We start from the raw sequence: 15,559 nt of genomic DNA on the forward strand, positions 1-15,559 counted from the left end.
TCTGCGGATCGGTAGCAAGAAAGCATCGGAAGATGTCGTGCTGTTAATGCTTTGTGGCAATTGAACGACGAAGGGCTCAGGCAGGGCGCAAAGCTGCTGGTCAATATGCATCCCGCGTGACAAGCTTGTGCAAAATGTTTGTTTCCGCCAGCCATTCTTTTTTTGACAGCCACCATGTTCAAACACCTCACCATCAAAGCCCGGCTGATCTTCGTGATCGCCTTCCTTGCCGCCGAACTCGTCGTCGGCGCCGTCGTCGGCATCGTCAACCTTGGCATGGCGAACGGCGAGCTGAAGAATCTGTACGATAACCGTCTCGTCGCGCTGGGCCAACTTAGCCAGGTCATGCAGCTGATTACCACCAACCAGATGAATGTCGCCAAGGCCGTCAGCAGCGCCGACGCTTCCCAGCGCGACGCGCTTCTGGCGGAGGTCGAAGCCAATATCGGCGTGGTGACGGCGACCTGGAAAGCGTACGCGGCCACCGAGCAGACCACCGAGGAAGCCGCCTTGGCGAGCAAGTTCATCGAGGCACGCAAGGCCTTCCTGGCGCAGGGCCTGAACCCGGCCGTCGCGGCGGTGCGCACGGGTGACACCGCACGCGCAGGGCAGCTCGTGACCGGCGACATGTCGCGCCTGTTCCAGCCCGTTAGCACTCTTGGCGGGCAATTGATCGAGTTACAGAAGCGCGTCGCCAAAGCCGACTACGAGGCGTCGCAGGCGACGTTCGAGCTGGTGCGCCTGGTCTGCCTGGCGGGCCTGGCCTTCGGCCTCGTGATGGCGGCCGTGGTCGGTTGGCTGCTGGTGCGCGCCATCGTGCGCCCGATCGAGCGTGCCGTGGAAATCGCCGGCGCCGTCGCAAGCGGCGACCTGACCCAGAAGATCGAAGTCGACTCGCGCGACGAGACCGGCCGCCTGCTGCTGGCCCTGAAGGACATGAACGCCGCCCTGGTGCGCATCGTCACGCAAGTGCGCGGCGGCACCGACACCATCGCCACCGCCTCGGGCGAGATCGCCGCCGGCAACCTGGATCTCTCGAGCCGCACCGAGCAGCAGGCCGGTTCGCTGGAAGAGACCGCCTCGTCGATGGAAGAACTGACCTCGACCGTGAAGCAGAACGCCGACAACGCGCGCCAGGCCAATGTGCTGGCGGCCTCGGCCCAGCAGGTGGCGGGCAAGGGCGGCGAAGTGGTGGAGCAGGTGGTCAAGACGATGGGCGCCATCAACAGCTCGGCGACCCGCATCGTGGACATCATCGCCGTCATCGACGGCATCGCCTTCCAGACCAATATCCTGGCGCTGAACGCGGCCGTGGAAGCGGCCCGGGCAGGCGAGCAGGGCCGCGGCTTCGCCGTGGTGGCGGGCGAGGTGCGCAACCTGGCCCAGCGCAGCGCGGCGGCGGCCAAGGAAATCAAGTCCCTGATCGACGATTCGGTCGAGAAGGTGCACCACGGTTCCGAACTGGTGGACCAGGCCGGCGCCACCATGGCCGAGATCGTGCAGAGCGTCGGCCGCGTGACCGACATCATCACCGAGATCAGCGCCGCCAGCCAGGAGCAGACCGCGGGCATCGAGCAGATCAACAGCGCCGTGACCCAGATGGATCAGGTGACCCAGCAGAACGCGGCGCTGGTCGAGGAAGCCTCGGCAGCGGCGCAGGCGCTGCAGGAAGAAGCCCGCGCGCTGGCGCAGGCGGTCGGCACGTTCCGCCTCGATGCGTCGGCAGCCCCTGCGTCGGCCACGTCCAGGCCGGCCAAGGCGCAGGCGCGTATCGCGTCGGGCCAGGCAGTCAGGCAGGCCGCGAAGCCGGCAGCCAGGCCTGCACCGAAGGCCGCGGCAAAACCGGCCCAGTCGCGCGGCGCCAAGGCTGCCCAGGCGGTCGATGCGACGGAGGGTTGGGAAGAGTTCTGACGCGTAGAAGCGTCATGCAGCAGGGCGCGGCGCTCGAGGGCGCCGCGCCCTGTTTTTTTATGCGGCCCCGCTGCAGGGGCGGCGGTTTATTCGAAGGCGACGACCAGGGCGGCGAGGCCGACGCACAGGCCGAGCGCGACGCTGAGGCGCTGGCGCAGGCGGCTCGACACGATGCTCTTGGCAAAGGTGCGTTTCGGCGCCGACGGGTTGCTGCGGTCGACGGTGCCCGGATGGATACGTGGATGCGAGTGTTCGGTGTACATAAAAGTCTCCTTGTTGCCGTCTCCACCGGAGACAGGCGTTCTATGGTCGGTGCTCATTGAGCGGGAATCTGGAGCGGGCTCGGTCGGGCGAAAATTGCTCGCCGAGCTCAGGCAAGCCGGACGGATATCGAGCTGGCGGCACACGGCATGCTGGCGACGACGCGGATGCGGTCGCTTGGGTAGTGCGGAAGAAACGTTCTAGACATGCTGTGCCAGTACCAAGCTTCGACTTCGGGTGACCCGTCCATAATGGCGCATGACCCTTCAGGGCCGCGCCGGGTGGCCTGCACGGGATGTTAATCATTTTACATGTTCGGCGCGTGCGCACAAGGCCGCACACGTTTCCTTACATTTCAATGCATTGCCGTGAGCCAACGTATTCATCAATATCTCGCTGGCGCGGTCGAAAGTCAAGTAACCGGCGCGCAGCGTCGGTAGAAACCAACAGTCTTTCTGCGTAACCGGGCCGTGAACTGCACATGATTCGCCGGTGCGCATGCAGACGCCGGCTTTGGTGTCATATCCCGCCGATCTGATCGGCAGGTCTTCCAGACTGTTTCGTGATGTGCACCTTGTGGAACTTGCATGCAGGGCGGGGCATCCTAGACTGAAGCACCGGCACTGGCGTGGCCAGAACCGGGCTACGCAATTCAACCCCCCCACATATCGCGAAGGAGCGATCATGCGCCTGCAATCCCTGGCACTGGCTGCCACTCTACTCCTGGTGGCTGCGAACGCCGCCGCCCAGTCCCCGGCTTCCGATTATCCGGCCACCGGTCAAATATCCAGCGTGCAGGTCACCGCGCCTCCGCGTGGCGAGAGGGTGCTCGACGCCGAGCCGGATGCCGTCAGCGGCCAGTATCGCCTGTCGAACGGATGGAAGCTGGAGGTCAATCCGGGCTACAGCGGCATCTGGACCCGCATCGACCGCCAGCGCCCGATGCGCCTTGCCGCGATATCGAAGGACACCTATGCTTCGCATGACGGCAAGGTCTGGATGCGCTTCGACGTGGCGCGCGACGAGATGGTGATGCGCTATGTGCCGCAGTCGCGGCTGGCGGAGATCATCGAGGTGAGGGCGACGCTGGCGCAGCGCTGAGAGCGTTAAGCCGCAAAACAAAAACGCCAGCCCGAAGGCTGGCGTTCTCGTTCAATTCTGGTAGGCCGTGCTGGGCTCGAACCAGCGACCAACGGATTAAAAGTCCGCTGCTCTACCAACTGAGCTAACGACCCGAAAGAAGCGAGATTATAGGATGAGACAGCGAAGCTGTCAAATCCCCATCGCTTCGATGGAACTTACTTGAGCGAGGCCAGTCGGTCCTTGGCCGTCTTGGCGGCGCTCGACTCCGGGTATTTCGAGACCAGCTGCTGCAGCGCCTTCTTGGCGTTCTTGCTGTCCTTGAGCAGGGCGTAGCTGCTGGCGATGTTCAGCATGGCGTCCGGGACCTTGGCGCTGTCGGCGTAGGTGCTGGTGACGACCTCCTGGGCCGCGATGGCCTTCTTGTAGTCGCCCAGCGCATACCAGGCGTTGCCGAGCCAGTACTGGGCGTTCGAGGCATAGGCAGAGCTTGGGTAGCGGCGCACGAATTCCTGCAGGGCGCTTGCTGCGCCCTTGTAGTCGCCCGACTGGAACAGGGCGGTGGCGTTCTCGTAGGTGGTCTTCTCGGCCGGCATTACCTGGGCGGTCTGGCCGTCCACGGTTTCCTGTTGCGGCTCGAGCTTCTTGATGCGGGAATCGAGGTCGGCGTAGAGCTGCTTCTGGCCTTCCTGGGCGCGGGCGATCTGGTTTGCCAGGACTTCGATCTGGCCGCGCAGGCGCGCGATTTCCTGCATGGTCTGCTCGTGCTGGTTCAGCATGTCGAGCTGGACGGTCTTGTCCGACTTGGTCTCGATGCGGGCGTTCAGGTCGCGGGCGATGGCGTCGACCTTGGCGCGCAGGTCGAGGATGGCCTTGCGCGCTTCGTCGTCGTCGAGCAGGCCGGCGTGAGCCTGCAGCGGCATCCAGGCCGCCAGGACCAGGGCGGCGAGACGGGACGGGGACAGTTTCATCATGGCAGTCAATCTTTCCGGTTGCAGAGTAAAAACGGGGCGGATGCAGTCTGACTGCCATCCGCCCCGCTGTCAATGCGCCTAACCTTAAGGCGCATCAGCCGACTGAAGGTTTAACCAATGAGCTATTACTGGTAGACGATGTCAGCGCGGCGGTTTTCAGCCCAGGCTGCTTCGTCGCTGCCGGTTGCCTTCGGCTTTTCTTCGCCCAGCGACACGGCTTCCATCTGGTTTTCCGACACGCCCAGGGCGGCCATTGCACGGCGCACGGCTTCGGCACGCTTCTGGCCCAGGGCCAGGTTGTACTCGGTGCCGCCGCGTTCGTCGGTGTTGCCCTGGATCAGGACCTTGCGACCGGTGTTCTTGGTCAGGTAGCCCGAGTGGTTGGCGACGACCGGCTTGCCGTCTTCGCGCACGACGAAGCTGTCGTAGTCGAAGTAGACGCTACGTTTGGCCAGCACGCCTTGCGGGTCGTTCAGCGGATCGACGCTGCCGGTCTCGACTGGCTTGACTTCACGGGTGTCAGGCTGGGCCGGAGCCGCTTCCGGGGTCGGGGTCTTTTCGACGACCGGGGTTTCCTGCAGCTTGGTCGACGAGCAGGCGGTCAGCAGGGCGGCCGAAGCGATGAGGGCGAGTTTCTGGAAGTTGCGCATGGTTTTTCTCCTTGTCTATTAAAAGTTTCTGCTTCTTTACTTCATGAAGGGACCCCAGCTGGGCTCCCGAATGTTTCCCGCATTGGTGCTCAAGCGCTGCTTGACCCGTCCATCCACCGAGACCACGGCCAGCGAGGCACGCCCGCCGCCCTTGATCGCATACATGATGTACTTGCCGTTAGGCGAAAAACTCGGTTCGGTGGCCCCATCGGCCAGGCGCAGTTCCTGGCCGCTTGCCAGGTCCATCGCGTAAAGAGAGAAACTGCCGTTGCGCTGGGAGATCCATGCCAGGGTCTTGCCATCGGAAGACACGCGCGGGCTGATGTTGTAGTTGCCGTTGAAGGTCAGGCGGGTGGCATTGCCGCCCGAGACGCTCATCTTGTAGATCTGCGGACCGCCGCTGCGGTCGCTCATGAAATAAATGGTCTGGCCGTCAGCCGAGAACTGCGGCTCGCTGTCGATCGCCGCATTGTTGGTCAGGCGCTTGTGGCCCGTGCCGTCCGGGCGCACGGTATAGATTTCGGTATTGCCGTCGCGCGACAGGGCCACGGCCATCAGGCTGCCGTCCGGCGACCAGGCGGGCGCCGAATTGTTGCCCTTGACGTTCGAGATCACGTTGCGGCGGCCGGTCATCAGGTCCTGCAGGTAGACCACGGGCTTGCGGTCTTCCAGCGACACATAGGCGACCTTGGTGCCGTCCGGCGACCAGGCCGGCGAGATGATCGATTCGCGGCCGCGGGCGGCGACGACTTCGTTCTCGCCGTCGGCGTCGGCCACCACCAGGCTGTAGTTACGGCCAGACCGGTCTTCCTTCACATAGGCGATGCGGGTCGAGAAGATGCCGCGCACGCCGGTCAGCTTCTCGTAGACGTCGTCGGCGATGCGGTGGGCCTGCAGGCGGGTGTACTTCGGCTGCACTTCGCCGCCCAGCTGCGAGATCGGCGCGCCCTTGACGGTATCGTGGAGTTTATAGCGCACCGCGATGCGGCCGTCCGGCTGGCGCGCCACGCTGCCGACCACCAGGGCGTCGGCGCCCTTGGCCTTGAAGGCGGCCAGGTCGATGTTGGCGGTGTCGCTGATCACCTGGCCGGCGTCGATGACCTTGAACACGCCGCTGCGCTCGAGGTCGGCGCGGATGATGGCGGACACCTGTTCCGGCGCCATCGATTCGTCGGCGAAGGCCGCGACCGCGACCGGGATCTGGTTGCTGCCGACACCGGCGATTTCGACCTTGATCTGGGCATTGGTCGCCGTGCCCATCAGGAGGGTGGCGCTGAACAGCAGGTAATGGAGTTTTTTCATAATCTGTCTTGAACCGTATCCATCGAATGAATCAGTCGTAATCCTTCATCGAGAAATTGACGTCGAGCGTGCGTTCCACCGTGCCATCCTTTTTCTTCGGCAGCGGAGATGCCTTTTTAATACCATTTTCCACTGCTCTGTCAAACTCAGGCACACCGCTGCTTTTCACCAGGCGCACCGACATGATTTCGCCGGTCGGCAGCTGCTCGACCTTGAAGATCGCCTTCGGATTGCCCGGCATGGTCGTGCTGCCGCCGTAGGCGGTATTGCTCTTGATTGCAGCCGTGATGGCGGCGACGTAGCCGGAATCCGCTTTCGGCCCGGTCGACTTGGCGGCCGTGCCGGTGCTGCCCATGGCGCCGGCGATGCGCTTGAGTTCATCTTGGCGCAGCTTATCGAGCTTGGCGGCTTCGGCCTTCTCGGCGGCGGCCTTCTTCTTGGCCTCGGCCAGCGCCTTCTGCTTGGCTTCGGCTTCTTCTTTCTTCTTCTGTTCGGCGGCTTCCTTCTTGGCGAGTTCCTTCTTCTCGCGCTCGGCGTCTTCCTTCTTTTTCTGCTCGGCGAGTTTCTTCTCGCGCGCTTCCTCTTCCTTACGCAGGCGTTCCTTCTTTTCGGCCTCTTCGCGCTTTGCCAGTTCCTTGCGCTCTTTCTCGCGCTGCAGATTGATGTCCGGCGGCGTCGGGGCAGGGCGCTCGACCGGCGGCGGCTCGATGGCGCGTGGCGGCGGCGTCACCGGTTCCGGCTCCGGCGCGGGTTCCGGCGCGGGCGGCGTTGGCAGCTCGGGCGCGGCCGCGGTCTGCACCGACATGTCCCACACCTCGGCCTCGACGGCGACCGGCTCGCTGGTCTGCCAGCTGATGCCGAACCACAGGAAGCCCAGCAGAGCGGCGTGCACGGCCAGTGCCAGCATGAATGCTGGCAGGCGGCTCGGTTCTGGCGGCACGCTGTAGGGCGCGCCGGCGGTGGCAGGCTTCATTGCTGACATAAATGGCTTACTTGGTCGCGAGACCCACCCGGTTAATGCCCATCTTCTTCGCGTCGGAGATCAGGCTGATCACGTCTTCGTACTTGCTCTCGCGGTCGCCTTCGATCAGGACCGGGTAGTCCGGATTCTCTTCGTGCAGGGCGCGCAGGCGCTCGAGCAGGGCGGTGCGGTCGGCCACGTCTTCCATGGCGATCTTCTGTTTGCCGCCGACGCCGATCGAGAGCTTGTTGTCGGGCTGGACCGAGAGGCGGATGTAGGTGTCCGGCGGCAGCGCCGACTTCTCGGCGCTCGGCAGGTTCACCACGCTCGGCGCCTCGTTGGCTGGCACGGCCATGAAGATGATGAGCAGCACCAGCATCACGTCGATGTAGGGCACGACGTTGATCTCGGACTTGAATTTGCGTTTGCGTCCGCCACGCAGGCTGCTGCTGGAAAAAGCCATCGGGAGCCTCCGTCCTTATCGCGACTGGCGCTGCAGGATGTTCGAGAATTCTTCGACGAAGCTCTCGAAGCGGATCGCCAGGCGGTCGATGTCGTGGGTGAAGCGGTTGTACGCGACCACCGCCGGAATCGCGGCGAACAGGCCGATCGCGGTGGCGATCAGCGCCTCCGCAATGCCGGGCGCGACCACGGCGAGCGTTGCCTGCTGCACGTTGGCGAGGCCGCGGAAGGCGTTCATGATGCCCCAGACGGTGCCGAGCAGGCCGATGTAGGGCGAGACCGAGCCGACCGAGGCCAGGAAGTTCAGGTGCAGGTCGAGGGCGTCGAGTTCGCGCTGGAAGGAAGCGCGCATGGCGCGGCGGGAGCCGTCCAGGACCGGTCCCATGTCGTTGACGTCGCGGGCGGCCTGCTTGCCCTTGATGAATTCGCCCATGCCGGCTTCGAAGATGCGGGCCAGCGGACCGCTCTGGTCGCGCTGGGCGCTGGCGCTCTGGTGCAGGGTGTGCAGGTTGCCGCCGGCCCAGAAGCTGCGTTCGAACTGCTCGGTCTGGCTACGGGCGGCGCGCAGGGCGAACACCTTGCGGAAGATATAGGTCCAGCTGACGACCGACAACAGCAGCAGCAAGGCCATGATCAATTGCACCAGCGGGTGGGCGTTGAGGATCAGGGCGGTCAACGAAAGGTCTGGAGTCTCGGTCATCGTGTCGGGTTGTCGGATTGGTTAGATTCTTTATGCGGCGCGCATTTTATCAGCAGCAGTGGCCGGGAGCGAGCGCGGACGCATCGTGGCGAGGTCGACGCAGCCGACCTTGACGCTGGCGCTGGTCAGCAGCAGTTCGTCTTTCCAGGCTTGCTGGGTAAAGCGGACCGAGGCCGAGCCAAGCTTGTCCACCATGGTGCGGATGGTCAGCACGTCGTCCAGGCGGGCCGGCGCGTGATAATCGAGCGAAGCGCTGCGCACGACGAAGACGGCGCCTTCGGCATCCAGCAATTCCTGCTGGCCGACGCCGAGCGCGCGCAGCCATTCGGTGCGGGCCCGTTCGAAGAATTTCAGGTAATTAGCGTAAAACACGATGCCACCGGCGTCGGTGTCCTCGTAATAGACCCTGACTGTCCAGTCAAAAGCTGAAGGCATTTCCCCTGCCATTAAATGTAAATAGGAAACATTTTACGCGATATCTACCCTTCTTATGTACGCTTCCATACATAAAGCCGGGAAAAAGTAGTCCATGCCTCTCGGATAAGGCAGAGCAGTGCGGCAGTAGTAGACGTGAAACATAGCCGAAAGGCCAATTACTGTAACACTTTCTCACATTTGGCCAGCGCTCGATACGATTAGTTACGCAAGCTAAAACATAGGATTTTCCGAGATCGCGGCGCTTTTTGTAGGGTGGGCGGGTCTCCCGCCCACGCGTTCAACCGCATTCTAATCAGCCATGGAGCAGGCTACTCAGGCATGGTGTGAACGCGCGGGCGGAGGGCCGCCCACCCTACATAGTCAGCTGCGTTTGATCGCGAAAGGCGAGAACCCCTGGCAGGTCGGCATCAACTCGATGCTGTTGACGTTCACGTGCGGGGGCAGGGTGGCGATCCAGTAGGCGGTGTTGGCGATGTCCTCGGCCGTCAGCGGCGTCGTGCCTTCATAGACCTTGGCGGCCGCCGCGTCGTCGCCCTTGAAGCGCACGTTCGAGAACTCGGTGCCGCCGCACAGGCCCGGCGCCAGGTTGGTGGCGCGCACGCCGGTGCCGACCAGGTCGGCGCGCAGGTTGAGGGTGAACTGTTCCACGAAGGCTTTGGTCGCGCCGTAGACGTTGCCGCCCGGGTAGGGATAGTGACCGGCCACCGAGCCCAGGTTGATCACCAGGCCGCTGCCGCGGGCCACCATGCCCGGAAGGAGGGCGCGGGTCATGGTCACCAGGCCCTGGCAGTTGGTGGCGATCATGGTGTCCCAGTCTTCCAGCGGGACCTCATGGGCCGGCTTGGTGTTCAGCGCCAGGCCGGCATTGTTGATGAGCACGTCGATGTCGCGCCAGCCTTCCGGCAGGCCGGCGATGGCCGCCTCGATCGAGGCGCGGCTGGTCACGTCCAGCGTCACCGCCAGGGCGGCCTCGCCGAGTTCGCGCGCCAGTTCTTCGATGCGCTCGGTGCGGCGCGCGGCCAGGATGGCGCGGTGGCCATTGCTCACAAAAATGCGCGCCATCGCGGCGCCGAAGCCGGCCGAGGCGCCGGTAATCAAGACGATCATGGGTGGTCCCTGGAGGAGTGATCCGAAAATTGTAGCCGAAACGGCCACATCTCCGCTGGCGGCCGGCCTGGCGCCTGCGTCTTGTTAGGAAGACAGCAGTTTCCTTGCCCTAAGGAGCGTAGATCACATACAATTTGGTGAATTTACGTCTCACGTAACTGGCGAAATGCCGGGCGCGGCGCTGTTTCGCCACGACTGGCCAAGGTGGACATCCACCGGGGAACGTGAGGCATCACCGCCGTTCGCCTGGGCAGCCATCGACGGAACGCTTTGAGACGCGTTCGGCGGGCGCTTGTCCTGGGGCCCGCCACATACGCACTGTCAACGCTGACCGTTGCCTGGTATTTCTCTCGATTGGAGTTTTACATGTTTGCAAAAGACCATACGCTTGCCAATGTCGACCCGGAACTGTGGGATGCCATCCAGAAGGAAAACGTTCGCCAGCAAGACCACATCGAACTGATCGCCTCCGAGAACTACACCTCGCCGGCCGTCATGGAAGCGCAGGGCTCGCAGCTGACCAACAAGTATGCCGAAGGCTATCCGGGCAAGCGCTACTATGGCGGTTGCGAATACGTCGACGTCGCCGAGCAGCTGGCGATCGACCGCCTGAAGCAACTGTTCGGCGCGGAAGCCGCCAACGTGCAGCCGAACTCCGGTTCGCAGGCCAACCAGGGCGTGTTCTTCGCCATGCTGAAACCGGGCGACACCATCATGGGCATGTCGCTGGCCGAAGGCGGCCACCTGACCCACGGCATGGCCCTGAACATGTCCGGTAAATGGTTCAACGTCATCTCCTACGGCCTGACCGAGCAGGAAGACATCGACTACGACGCCATGGAACGCCTGGCCCGCGAGCACAAGCCGAAGATGATCATCGCCGGCGCCTCGGCCTTCGCCCTGCGCATCGACTTCGAGCGTTTCGCCCGCATCGCCAAGGAAGTCGGCGCCTACTTCATGGTCGACATGGCCCACTACGCCGGCCTGATCGCCGCGGGCGAGTACCCGAACCCGGTGCCGCACGCCGACTTCGTCACCTCGACCACCCACAAATCGCTGCGCGGTCCGCGCGGCGGCATCATCCTGATGAAGGCCGAGCACGAGAAGGCCATCAACTCGGCGATCTTCCCGGGCATCCAGGGCGGTCCGCTGATGCACGTGATCGCCGGTAAAGCGGTCGCCTTCAAGGAAGCGCTGTCGCCGGAGTTCAAGGAGTACCAGAAGCAGGTGGTGAAAAACGCCGCCGCCCTGGCGAATACCCTGACCGAGCGCGGCCTGCGCATCGTCTCGGGCCGTACCGAGTCGCACGTGATGCTGGTCGACCTGCGTGCGAAAGGCCTGACCGGCAAGGAAGCGGAAGCCATCCTGGGCCAGGCACACATGACCTGCAACAAGAACGGCATTCCGAACGATCCGCAGAAGCCATTCGTCACCTCGGGCATCCGCCTCGGCAGCCCGGCCTTCACCACCCGCGGCTTCAAGGAAGAAGACGCGGTCAAGGTCGGCCACCTGATCGCCGACGTGCTGGACAACCCGCACGACGCCGCGACCATCGAGCGCGTGAAGGCCGAGGTCAAGGTCCTGACCGACAAGTATCCGGTCTACGCGAAGTAAGGCAATCCGGGGCTGCGCTGTGCAGCCCCTTTCAGGAAGCACCCGGCGCCCATGAAATGTCCCTTCTGCCAGCATGAAGATACCCAGGTCCTCGACACGCGCGTGTCCGAGGAAGGGGATGCCATTCGCCGGCGCCGGCGCTGCGCGAAGTGCGACAAGCGCTTCACCACCTATGAGCGCATCGAACTGTCGATGCCGATCCTCGTCAAGAAGAACGGCAGCCGCACGGAGTATGCGCCGGCCAAGCTGCGCGGCAGCCTGATGCTGGCGCTGAGGAAGCGCCCGGTCGCCGCCGAGGCGATCGACACGGCCGTCGCCACCATCGAAGAAAAGCTCCTGACCAGCGGCCGCCGCGAAGTCGACACCGGCTACGTGGGCGAACTGGTGATGCAGGAACTCAAGCGCCTCGACAAGATCGCCTACATCCGCTTCGCCTCGGTCTACAAGAACTTCGAAGACCTGGCCGAGTTCCAGGAAGCCTTGGCCGAAGTCGGCCACCCGCGAAAATAATCTCCGCCTCCGTGTTCTCGTAGGGTGGGCCTGGGCGGCCCCGCGAGTCCTCCGCCCACGCGTTCGACTCCCCGTCGCATAGTCGCAGAGCACGCCTCAGCCCAACAGTTCCCCGATCACGCTTGGCCCATCTCATGGCCGGCTCCGGCTCCCCTGATAACTTCACAGCTCGTCACTGGCAGGTAGATTTGAACCTGCCGGTCCGTCAACGCTGTCGCGAGATCGGGAGGGTGCCGTGCGTGTCCGGGAACGAGGCTTCACACTGGTCGAGGTGCTGGTCGCCCTGTTCGTGCTGGCCGTGGGCATCGTCGGCGCCGGGGCGGTGCAGATCACGGCGGAGCGCACGCGCCAGCAGGCCAGCCTACGCTCCGAGGCCGCCCAGCTGGCCAATGCGCTGGCCGCGCGCATGCGCGTCAATCCGGCCATCGCCACGCTGCCGGACGGCGCCAATCCCTACCTCTCCTTTCAGTACGACGCTGCGGAAAGCATGCCTGCCGCCGCTGCGCTGTGTTTCGGCGGCAGCAGCTGCACGCCGGAGGCGCTGGCGCAGTTCGACCTGCACGCGCTGCGCCAGGCCCTGAGCACGCAATTCCCGCGCGGGCGCATGCTGGTGTGCCGGGATGGTTCGCCCTGGGACCCGGCCGCCAATGCCTACCGCTGGGACTGCGACGGCGCCCCCGATGCGCTGCCGGTGGTGAAGCTGGGCTGGCAGGGAACCGGCGATGGCCCCGGCTACGTGATGGTGCTGCAATGAGAGGGCGTGAAGCGGGCATGACGATGGCCGAGCTGCTGGTGGCCATGAGCGTGGGCCTGGTGGTGCTGCTGGCGGCCGGCAGCCTGTTCATCTGGGCCAACCGCGCGTTTGCCGCGCAGCTGGAAACCGCCGCCATGGACGATGCCGGCCGCTACGCCCTGGAAGTCGTCGCGCGTGCGGTGCGCCAGTCGGCCGCGGCGGACTGGGAGCGCGCGAGCAGCGGCCCGGATCCGGCGGCGCCCGGCGCGCTCGCCGGCCTGGATGCGCGCAGCGTGCCGCGCACCGGCCACGGCATCGACAACGCCTCGCCCCTGGCCGTCAACGGCAGCGACGTGCTGGCGGTGCGCTTTCCCGGCAGCGGTGCAGCGCCCAGTGGCGACGGCAGCAGCCTGGATTGCGCCGGTTTCAGCGTCCACCGCGACGAGGAAGGCTGGAGCATCTTCTACGTGGCGCGCAACGCTCAGGGCGAAGCCGAGCTGCGCTGCAAGTACCGGGGCAGCAGCAACTGGTCGTCGGACGCCGTGGTGGGCGCCGTGGACAGTTTTCAGCTGCTCTACGGCGTCGACCTCGACGGCGACGGCGCGCCCGAGCGCTACCTGAACGCCAGTGCGGTGAGCGAGCTCGATGCCGGCCTGGCGCTGGCCGGCGCGACCGCCGCCGAACGCGAGGCCGACCTGCGCAAGCGCACCCACTGGAAGAAGGTCTCCATCGTGCACGTGGCCTTGCTGCTGCACGGGCCCGTGAGCAAGCTGGAAAGCACGCGCCATGTCGTCCACGACCTGTTCGGACCGGATTACGGCGCGGCGCAAGGCGCGGACGACGCCGGCACGCGCCTTCCCGAAGCGGTGCTGGCGGCAAGCAGCGTGCGCGGCGGCAGGCCGCGGGATGGCAACAGCGGCGATGCACGCTACCGCAAGGTGTTCGCCACGACCGTGGCGCTGCCGGCGCGGGCGAGGTGAGGGCGCGATGACGGCACGCGACTTCATGCGGTCCCGGCAAAGGCGGCAGCGCGGCGTGGCCCTTTTGACCGCCTTGCTGTTGATGCTGGCGGTGCTGATGACGGGCATCGCCGCCGCCCGCGCCGCCATCGCCTCCGCCCGGGTCGCCGGGCACGAGCGCGACCGCATGCTGGCCCTGCACGGCGCCATGGCGGGGCTGCGCGACGCCGAGCACGATATTGAAGGCGGTCTGGATCCCGGCTCGGTCCGGGCCGCGGCGCTGGCGCAGGCGGATCCTGCCGCCTTTGCCGACGGCTGCCGGGGTGGCGCGCCTTTCGGGGGACTCTGCCGCCATGCAGCCGGGGAGGAGATCCATGCGGTCCTGGCCGATCCGGAAGGGCCGGGCGTCGTGCTCGGCGCCTTCAGCGGGGTGACCATCCCGACCGGCGGGGCGCTGGCGGCACGGGCGCCGCGCTACCTGATCGAGCTGATGCCTTCGAGCCCGGATACCCTGCTGTATCGCATCACCGCGCTCGGTTTCGGGAGTGTGGAGACGACCCAGGCGGCGGTGCAGGCTTATTACCGCAAGGTGTTGCCACCCAGCGCGCCTGCGCCGGGCACAGGGGCGCCGCCTGGGGCGGAGCCGGGTGTGCCGGCTGTCCCCGCCGGACCCGATGCGCCGGCCGCCCCGGAACCGGAGCAGCCACCGGCGCCGGGTGGCGGGCCCGGCAGTGGAACGCCACCTCCCGGCCAGGCCCTGCCGCCAGGCGCACCCGGCTCGCCCGGCGGTCCCGGCATCCGCGTCGGCTGGCGCGAAATCGGCAACTGGCAGGACAGCATGGTGGCGTCGAGACACGGGGAGCGGCGATGAACAGGCACAAGGGTTTTACCCTGATCGAGGTGCTGATCGTGGTCGCGATCCTGGCCATCATGACCGCGATCGCCTGGCCCGGCTATGCGCGGCATATCGTCAAGGCCCGCCGCACCGAGGCGCAGCTCGCCCTGGTCGACGCCATGCAGCGCCAGGAACAATACCGTGCCCAGCACCATAGCTACCTGGCGTTCTCGTCCGGGTCGAACGACCCCGGCAGCCGCGACTTTCGCTGGCACCTTGGATCGCAACCGGAGAGGAGCGCCTACGAGATCGACGGCTACGCCTGCGAAGGGCAGGACATCCGCCACTGCATCGTGCTGCGCGCCCGGCCGGGGACGGAAAGGGTCGACGTGCGTTTCCGCGATCCGGACTGCGGCGTACTGACCCTCGACAGCACCGGCGCCCAGGGTGCGAGCGGCGCCGGGCCGCGCTGCTGGCCATGAAGGCCGCACGCGGCTGGCGCAAGCGGGCAAGGGGAGCCAGCCTGGTCGAGTTGGCGGTCGTCGTCGCCATCGCCTCCATCATGATGGCCGTCGCCGCGCCCGACCTGCAGGCATTGGTGGCGGCGCAGCAACTGCGTACCGCTTCCGGCGACCTGATGGGCGCGATCGCCGAGACCCGGGCCCAGGCCATTGCCCGCAACGCGCGCGTCAAGCTGATGCCGCGCGACCCCGGCGGCGCCGACTGGACCCGCGGCTGGACCGTCTTCATCGACCGCGACGGCGACCGCCAGCCGGGCGTGGGCGACGAGATCCTGCAGGTGCACGGTCCGGTGCCGGAAGGCGTGCGGATCGACTTTTCCTTCACCCAGTCAGCGCCGCCGCAGTACATCGCCTACAATGGCGCCGGGCGCAGCTGCAGCGATGCGGGCGGCAACGCGTCACGGCTGGGTACGCTTTCGCTCTTACACGGCGAGCATATCCGCCGTATTAAGATCAATATGCTCGGTCGCGTGCGCGTATGCAATCCCGCGCGCGACGATGCCTGCGACGGTGCGGAGGCGCCGCGCTAGGCAAACATGGC

General features: G+C 65.5%; 18 protein-coding genes, 1 tRNA gene and 1 riboswitch. Of the genes, 9 read left to right on the forward strand and 10 right to left on the reverse strand.

Annotation, left to right across the window (positions count from 1 at the left end; genetic code table 11):
• Nucleotides 1-174 precede the first annotated feature (174 nt).
• Nucleotides 175-1,911 carry a methyl-accepting chemotaxis protein gene (locus ACQ7JA_RS01210; protein ID WP_430894090.1) on the forward strand — a complete coding sequence of 579 codons (1,737 nt, stop codon included), beginning with the start codon at nucleotides 175-177 and terminating at the stop codon, nucleotides 1,909-1,911.
• Between the two features lie 86 nt (nucleotides 1,912-1,997).
• On the opposite strand, the gene ACQ7JA_RS01215 is transcribed toward ACQ7JA_RS01210, so the two are convergent.
• On the reverse strand, nucleotides 1,998-2,174 hold the full coding sequence (locus ACQ7JA_RS01215) for a hypothetical protein (RefSeq protein ID WP_430894091.1): 177 nt from the start codon (nucleotides 2,172-2,174) through the stop codon (nucleotides 1,998-2,000).
• A 682-nt stretch (nucleotides 2,175-2,856) separates the two neighbouring features.
• Here ACQ7JA_RS01215 and ACQ7JA_RS01220 point away from each other — a divergent pair.
• Nucleotides 2,857-3,273 (forward strand): hypothetical protein, encoded by a 417-nt coding sequence (locus ACQ7JA_RS01220; RefSeq protein ID WP_430894092.1) that lies wholly within the window; start codon nucleotides 2,857-2,859, stop codon nucleotides 3,271-3,273.
• A 58-nt stretch (nucleotides 3,274-3,331) separates the two neighbouring features.
• Here the strand turns inward: ACQ7JA_RS01220 and ACQ7JA_RS01225 are convergent.
• The 9 genes from ACQ7JA_RS01225 to ACQ7JA_RS01265 form a co-directional block, all read right to left on the reverse strand.
• Nucleotides 3,332-3,407, reverse strand: a tRNA-Lys gene (locus ACQ7JA_RS01225).
• A gap of 63 nt (nucleotides 3,408-3,470) precedes the next feature.
• On the reverse strand, nucleotides 3,471-4,226 hold the full coding sequence (ybgF, locus tag ACQ7JA_RS01230) for a tol-pal system protein YbgF (protein WP_430894093.1): 756 nt from the start codon (nucleotides 4,224-4,226) through the stop codon (nucleotides 3,471-3,473).
• A gap of 125 nt (nucleotides 4,227-4,351) precedes the next feature.
• Entirely contained in the window at nucleotides 4,352-4,876 is a 525-nt protein-coding gene (gene pal, locus ACQ7JA_RS01235) for a peptidoglycan-associated lipoprotein Pal (protein WP_430894094.1), read from the reverse strand.
• Nucleotides 4,877-4,912: 36 nt separating this feature from the next.
• Nucleotides 4,913-6,178 carry a Tol-Pal system beta propeller repeat protein TolB gene (gene tolB, locus ACQ7JA_RS01240; protein ID WP_430894095.1) on the reverse strand — a complete coding sequence of 422 codons (1,266 nt, stop codon included), beginning with the start codon at nucleotides 6,176-6,178 and terminating at the stop codon, nucleotides 4,913-4,915.
• A gap of 31 nt (nucleotides 6,179-6,209) precedes the next feature.
• The gene (tolA, locus tag ACQ7JA_RS01245; protein ID WP_430894096.1) at nucleotides 6,210-7,160 is read right to left on the reverse strand and encodes a cell envelope integrity protein TolA; all 951 of its coding nucleotides are present in this window, start codon (nucleotides 7,158-7,160) and stop codon (nucleotides 6,210-6,212) included.
• A gap of 7 nt (nucleotides 7,161-7,167) precedes the next feature.
• Complete coding sequence (locus tag ACQ7JA_RS01250; protein WP_430894097.1) at nucleotides 7,168-7,602, reverse strand: biopolymer transporter ExbD; 435 nt, start codon at nucleotides 7,600-7,602, stop codon at nucleotides 7,168-7,170.
• 15 nt (nucleotides 7,603-7,617) lie between these two features.
• A complete protein-coding gene (tolQ, locus tag ACQ7JA_RS01255) occupies nucleotides 7,618-8,301 on the reverse strand; it encodes a protein TolQ (RefSeq protein WP_430894098.1) in 684 nt (227 codons plus the stop codon).
• A 30-nt stretch (nucleotides 8,302-8,331) separates the two neighbouring features.
• Nucleotides 8,332-8,736, reverse strand: coding sequence for a tol-pal system-associated acyl-CoA thioesterase (gene ybgC, locus ACQ7JA_RS01260; protein ID WP_430894099.1), 405 nt, complete (start codon nucleotides 8,734-8,736; stop codon nucleotides 8,332-8,334).
• 363 nt (nucleotides 8,737-9,099) lie between these two features.
• Nucleotides 9,100-9,846 (reverse strand): SDR family oxidoreductase, encoded by a 747-nt coding sequence (locus tag ACQ7JA_RS01265; protein WP_430894100.1) that lies wholly within the window; start codon nucleotides 9,844-9,846, stop codon nucleotides 9,100-9,102.
• A gap of 144 nt (nucleotides 9,847-9,990) precedes the next feature.
• Nucleotides 9,991-10,105, forward strand: a riboswitch (ZMP/ZTP riboswitch).
• A gap of 107 nt (nucleotides 10,106-10,212) precedes the next feature.
• Between ACQ7JA_RS01265 and glyA the strand changes: the two genes are divergently transcribed.
• From glyA to ACQ7JA_RS01300, 7 genes are all read left to right on the forward strand, one after another.
• Nucleotides 10,213-11,460, forward strand: a complete 1,248-nt coding sequence (glyA, locus tag ACQ7JA_RS01270; protein WP_430894101.1) for a serine hydroxymethyltransferase — start codon at nucleotides 10,213-10,215, stop codon at nucleotides 11,458-11,460.
• Between the two features lie 51 nt (nucleotides 11,461-11,511).
• Nucleotides 11,512-11,970 carry a transcriptional regulator NrdR gene (gene nrdR / locus ACQ7JA_RS01275; RefSeq protein WP_159695734.1) on the forward strand — a complete coding sequence of 153 codons (459 nt, stop codon included), beginning with the start codon at nucleotides 11,512-11,514 and terminating at the stop codon, nucleotides 11,968-11,970.
• A 235-nt stretch (nucleotides 11,971-12,205) separates the two neighbouring features.
• Nucleotides 12,206-12,724 (forward strand): type IV pilus modification protein PilV, encoded by a 519-nt coding sequence (gene pilV / locus ACQ7JA_RS01280; RefSeq protein ID WP_430894102.1) that lies wholly within the window; start codon nucleotides 12,206-12,208, stop codon nucleotides 12,722-12,724.
• On the forward strand, nucleotides 12,721-13,683 hold the full coding sequence (locus tag ACQ7JA_RS01285) for a PilW family protein (protein ID WP_430894103.1): 963 nt from the start codon (nucleotides 12,721-12,723) through the stop codon (nucleotides 13,681-13,683). Before pilV ends, ACQ7JA_RS01285 begins: the two co-directional genes overlap by 4 nt.
• Nucleotides 13,684-13,690: 7 nt before the next feature.
• Entirely contained in the window at nucleotides 13,691-14,533 is an 843-nt protein-coding gene (locus ACQ7JA_RS01290; RefSeq protein ID WP_430894104.1) for a pilus assembly protein, read from the forward strand.
• Nucleotides 14,530-14,979 (forward strand): type IV pilin protein, encoded by a 450-nt coding sequence (locus ACQ7JA_RS01295; RefSeq protein WP_430894105.1) that lies wholly within the window; start codon nucleotides 14,530-14,532, stop codon nucleotides 14,977-14,979. The genes ACQ7JA_RS01290 and ACQ7JA_RS01295 overlap by 4 nt, the downstream gene beginning before the upstream one ends.
• Complete coding sequence (locus ACQ7JA_RS01300; RefSeq protein ID WP_430894106.1) at nucleotides 14,976-15,548, forward strand: GspH/FimT family pseudopilin; 573 nt, start codon at nucleotides 14,976-14,978, stop codon at nucleotides 15,546-15,548. The genes ACQ7JA_RS01295 and ACQ7JA_RS01300 overlap by 4 nt, the downstream gene beginning before the upstream one ends.
• Nucleotides 15,549-15,559: the final 11 nt, after the last annotated feature.

The organism is Massilia sp. BKSP1R2A-1 (assembly GCF_050586525.1).
GTDB lineage: Bacteria > Pseudomonadota > Gammaproteobacteria > Burkholderiales > Burkholderiaceae_D > Telluria.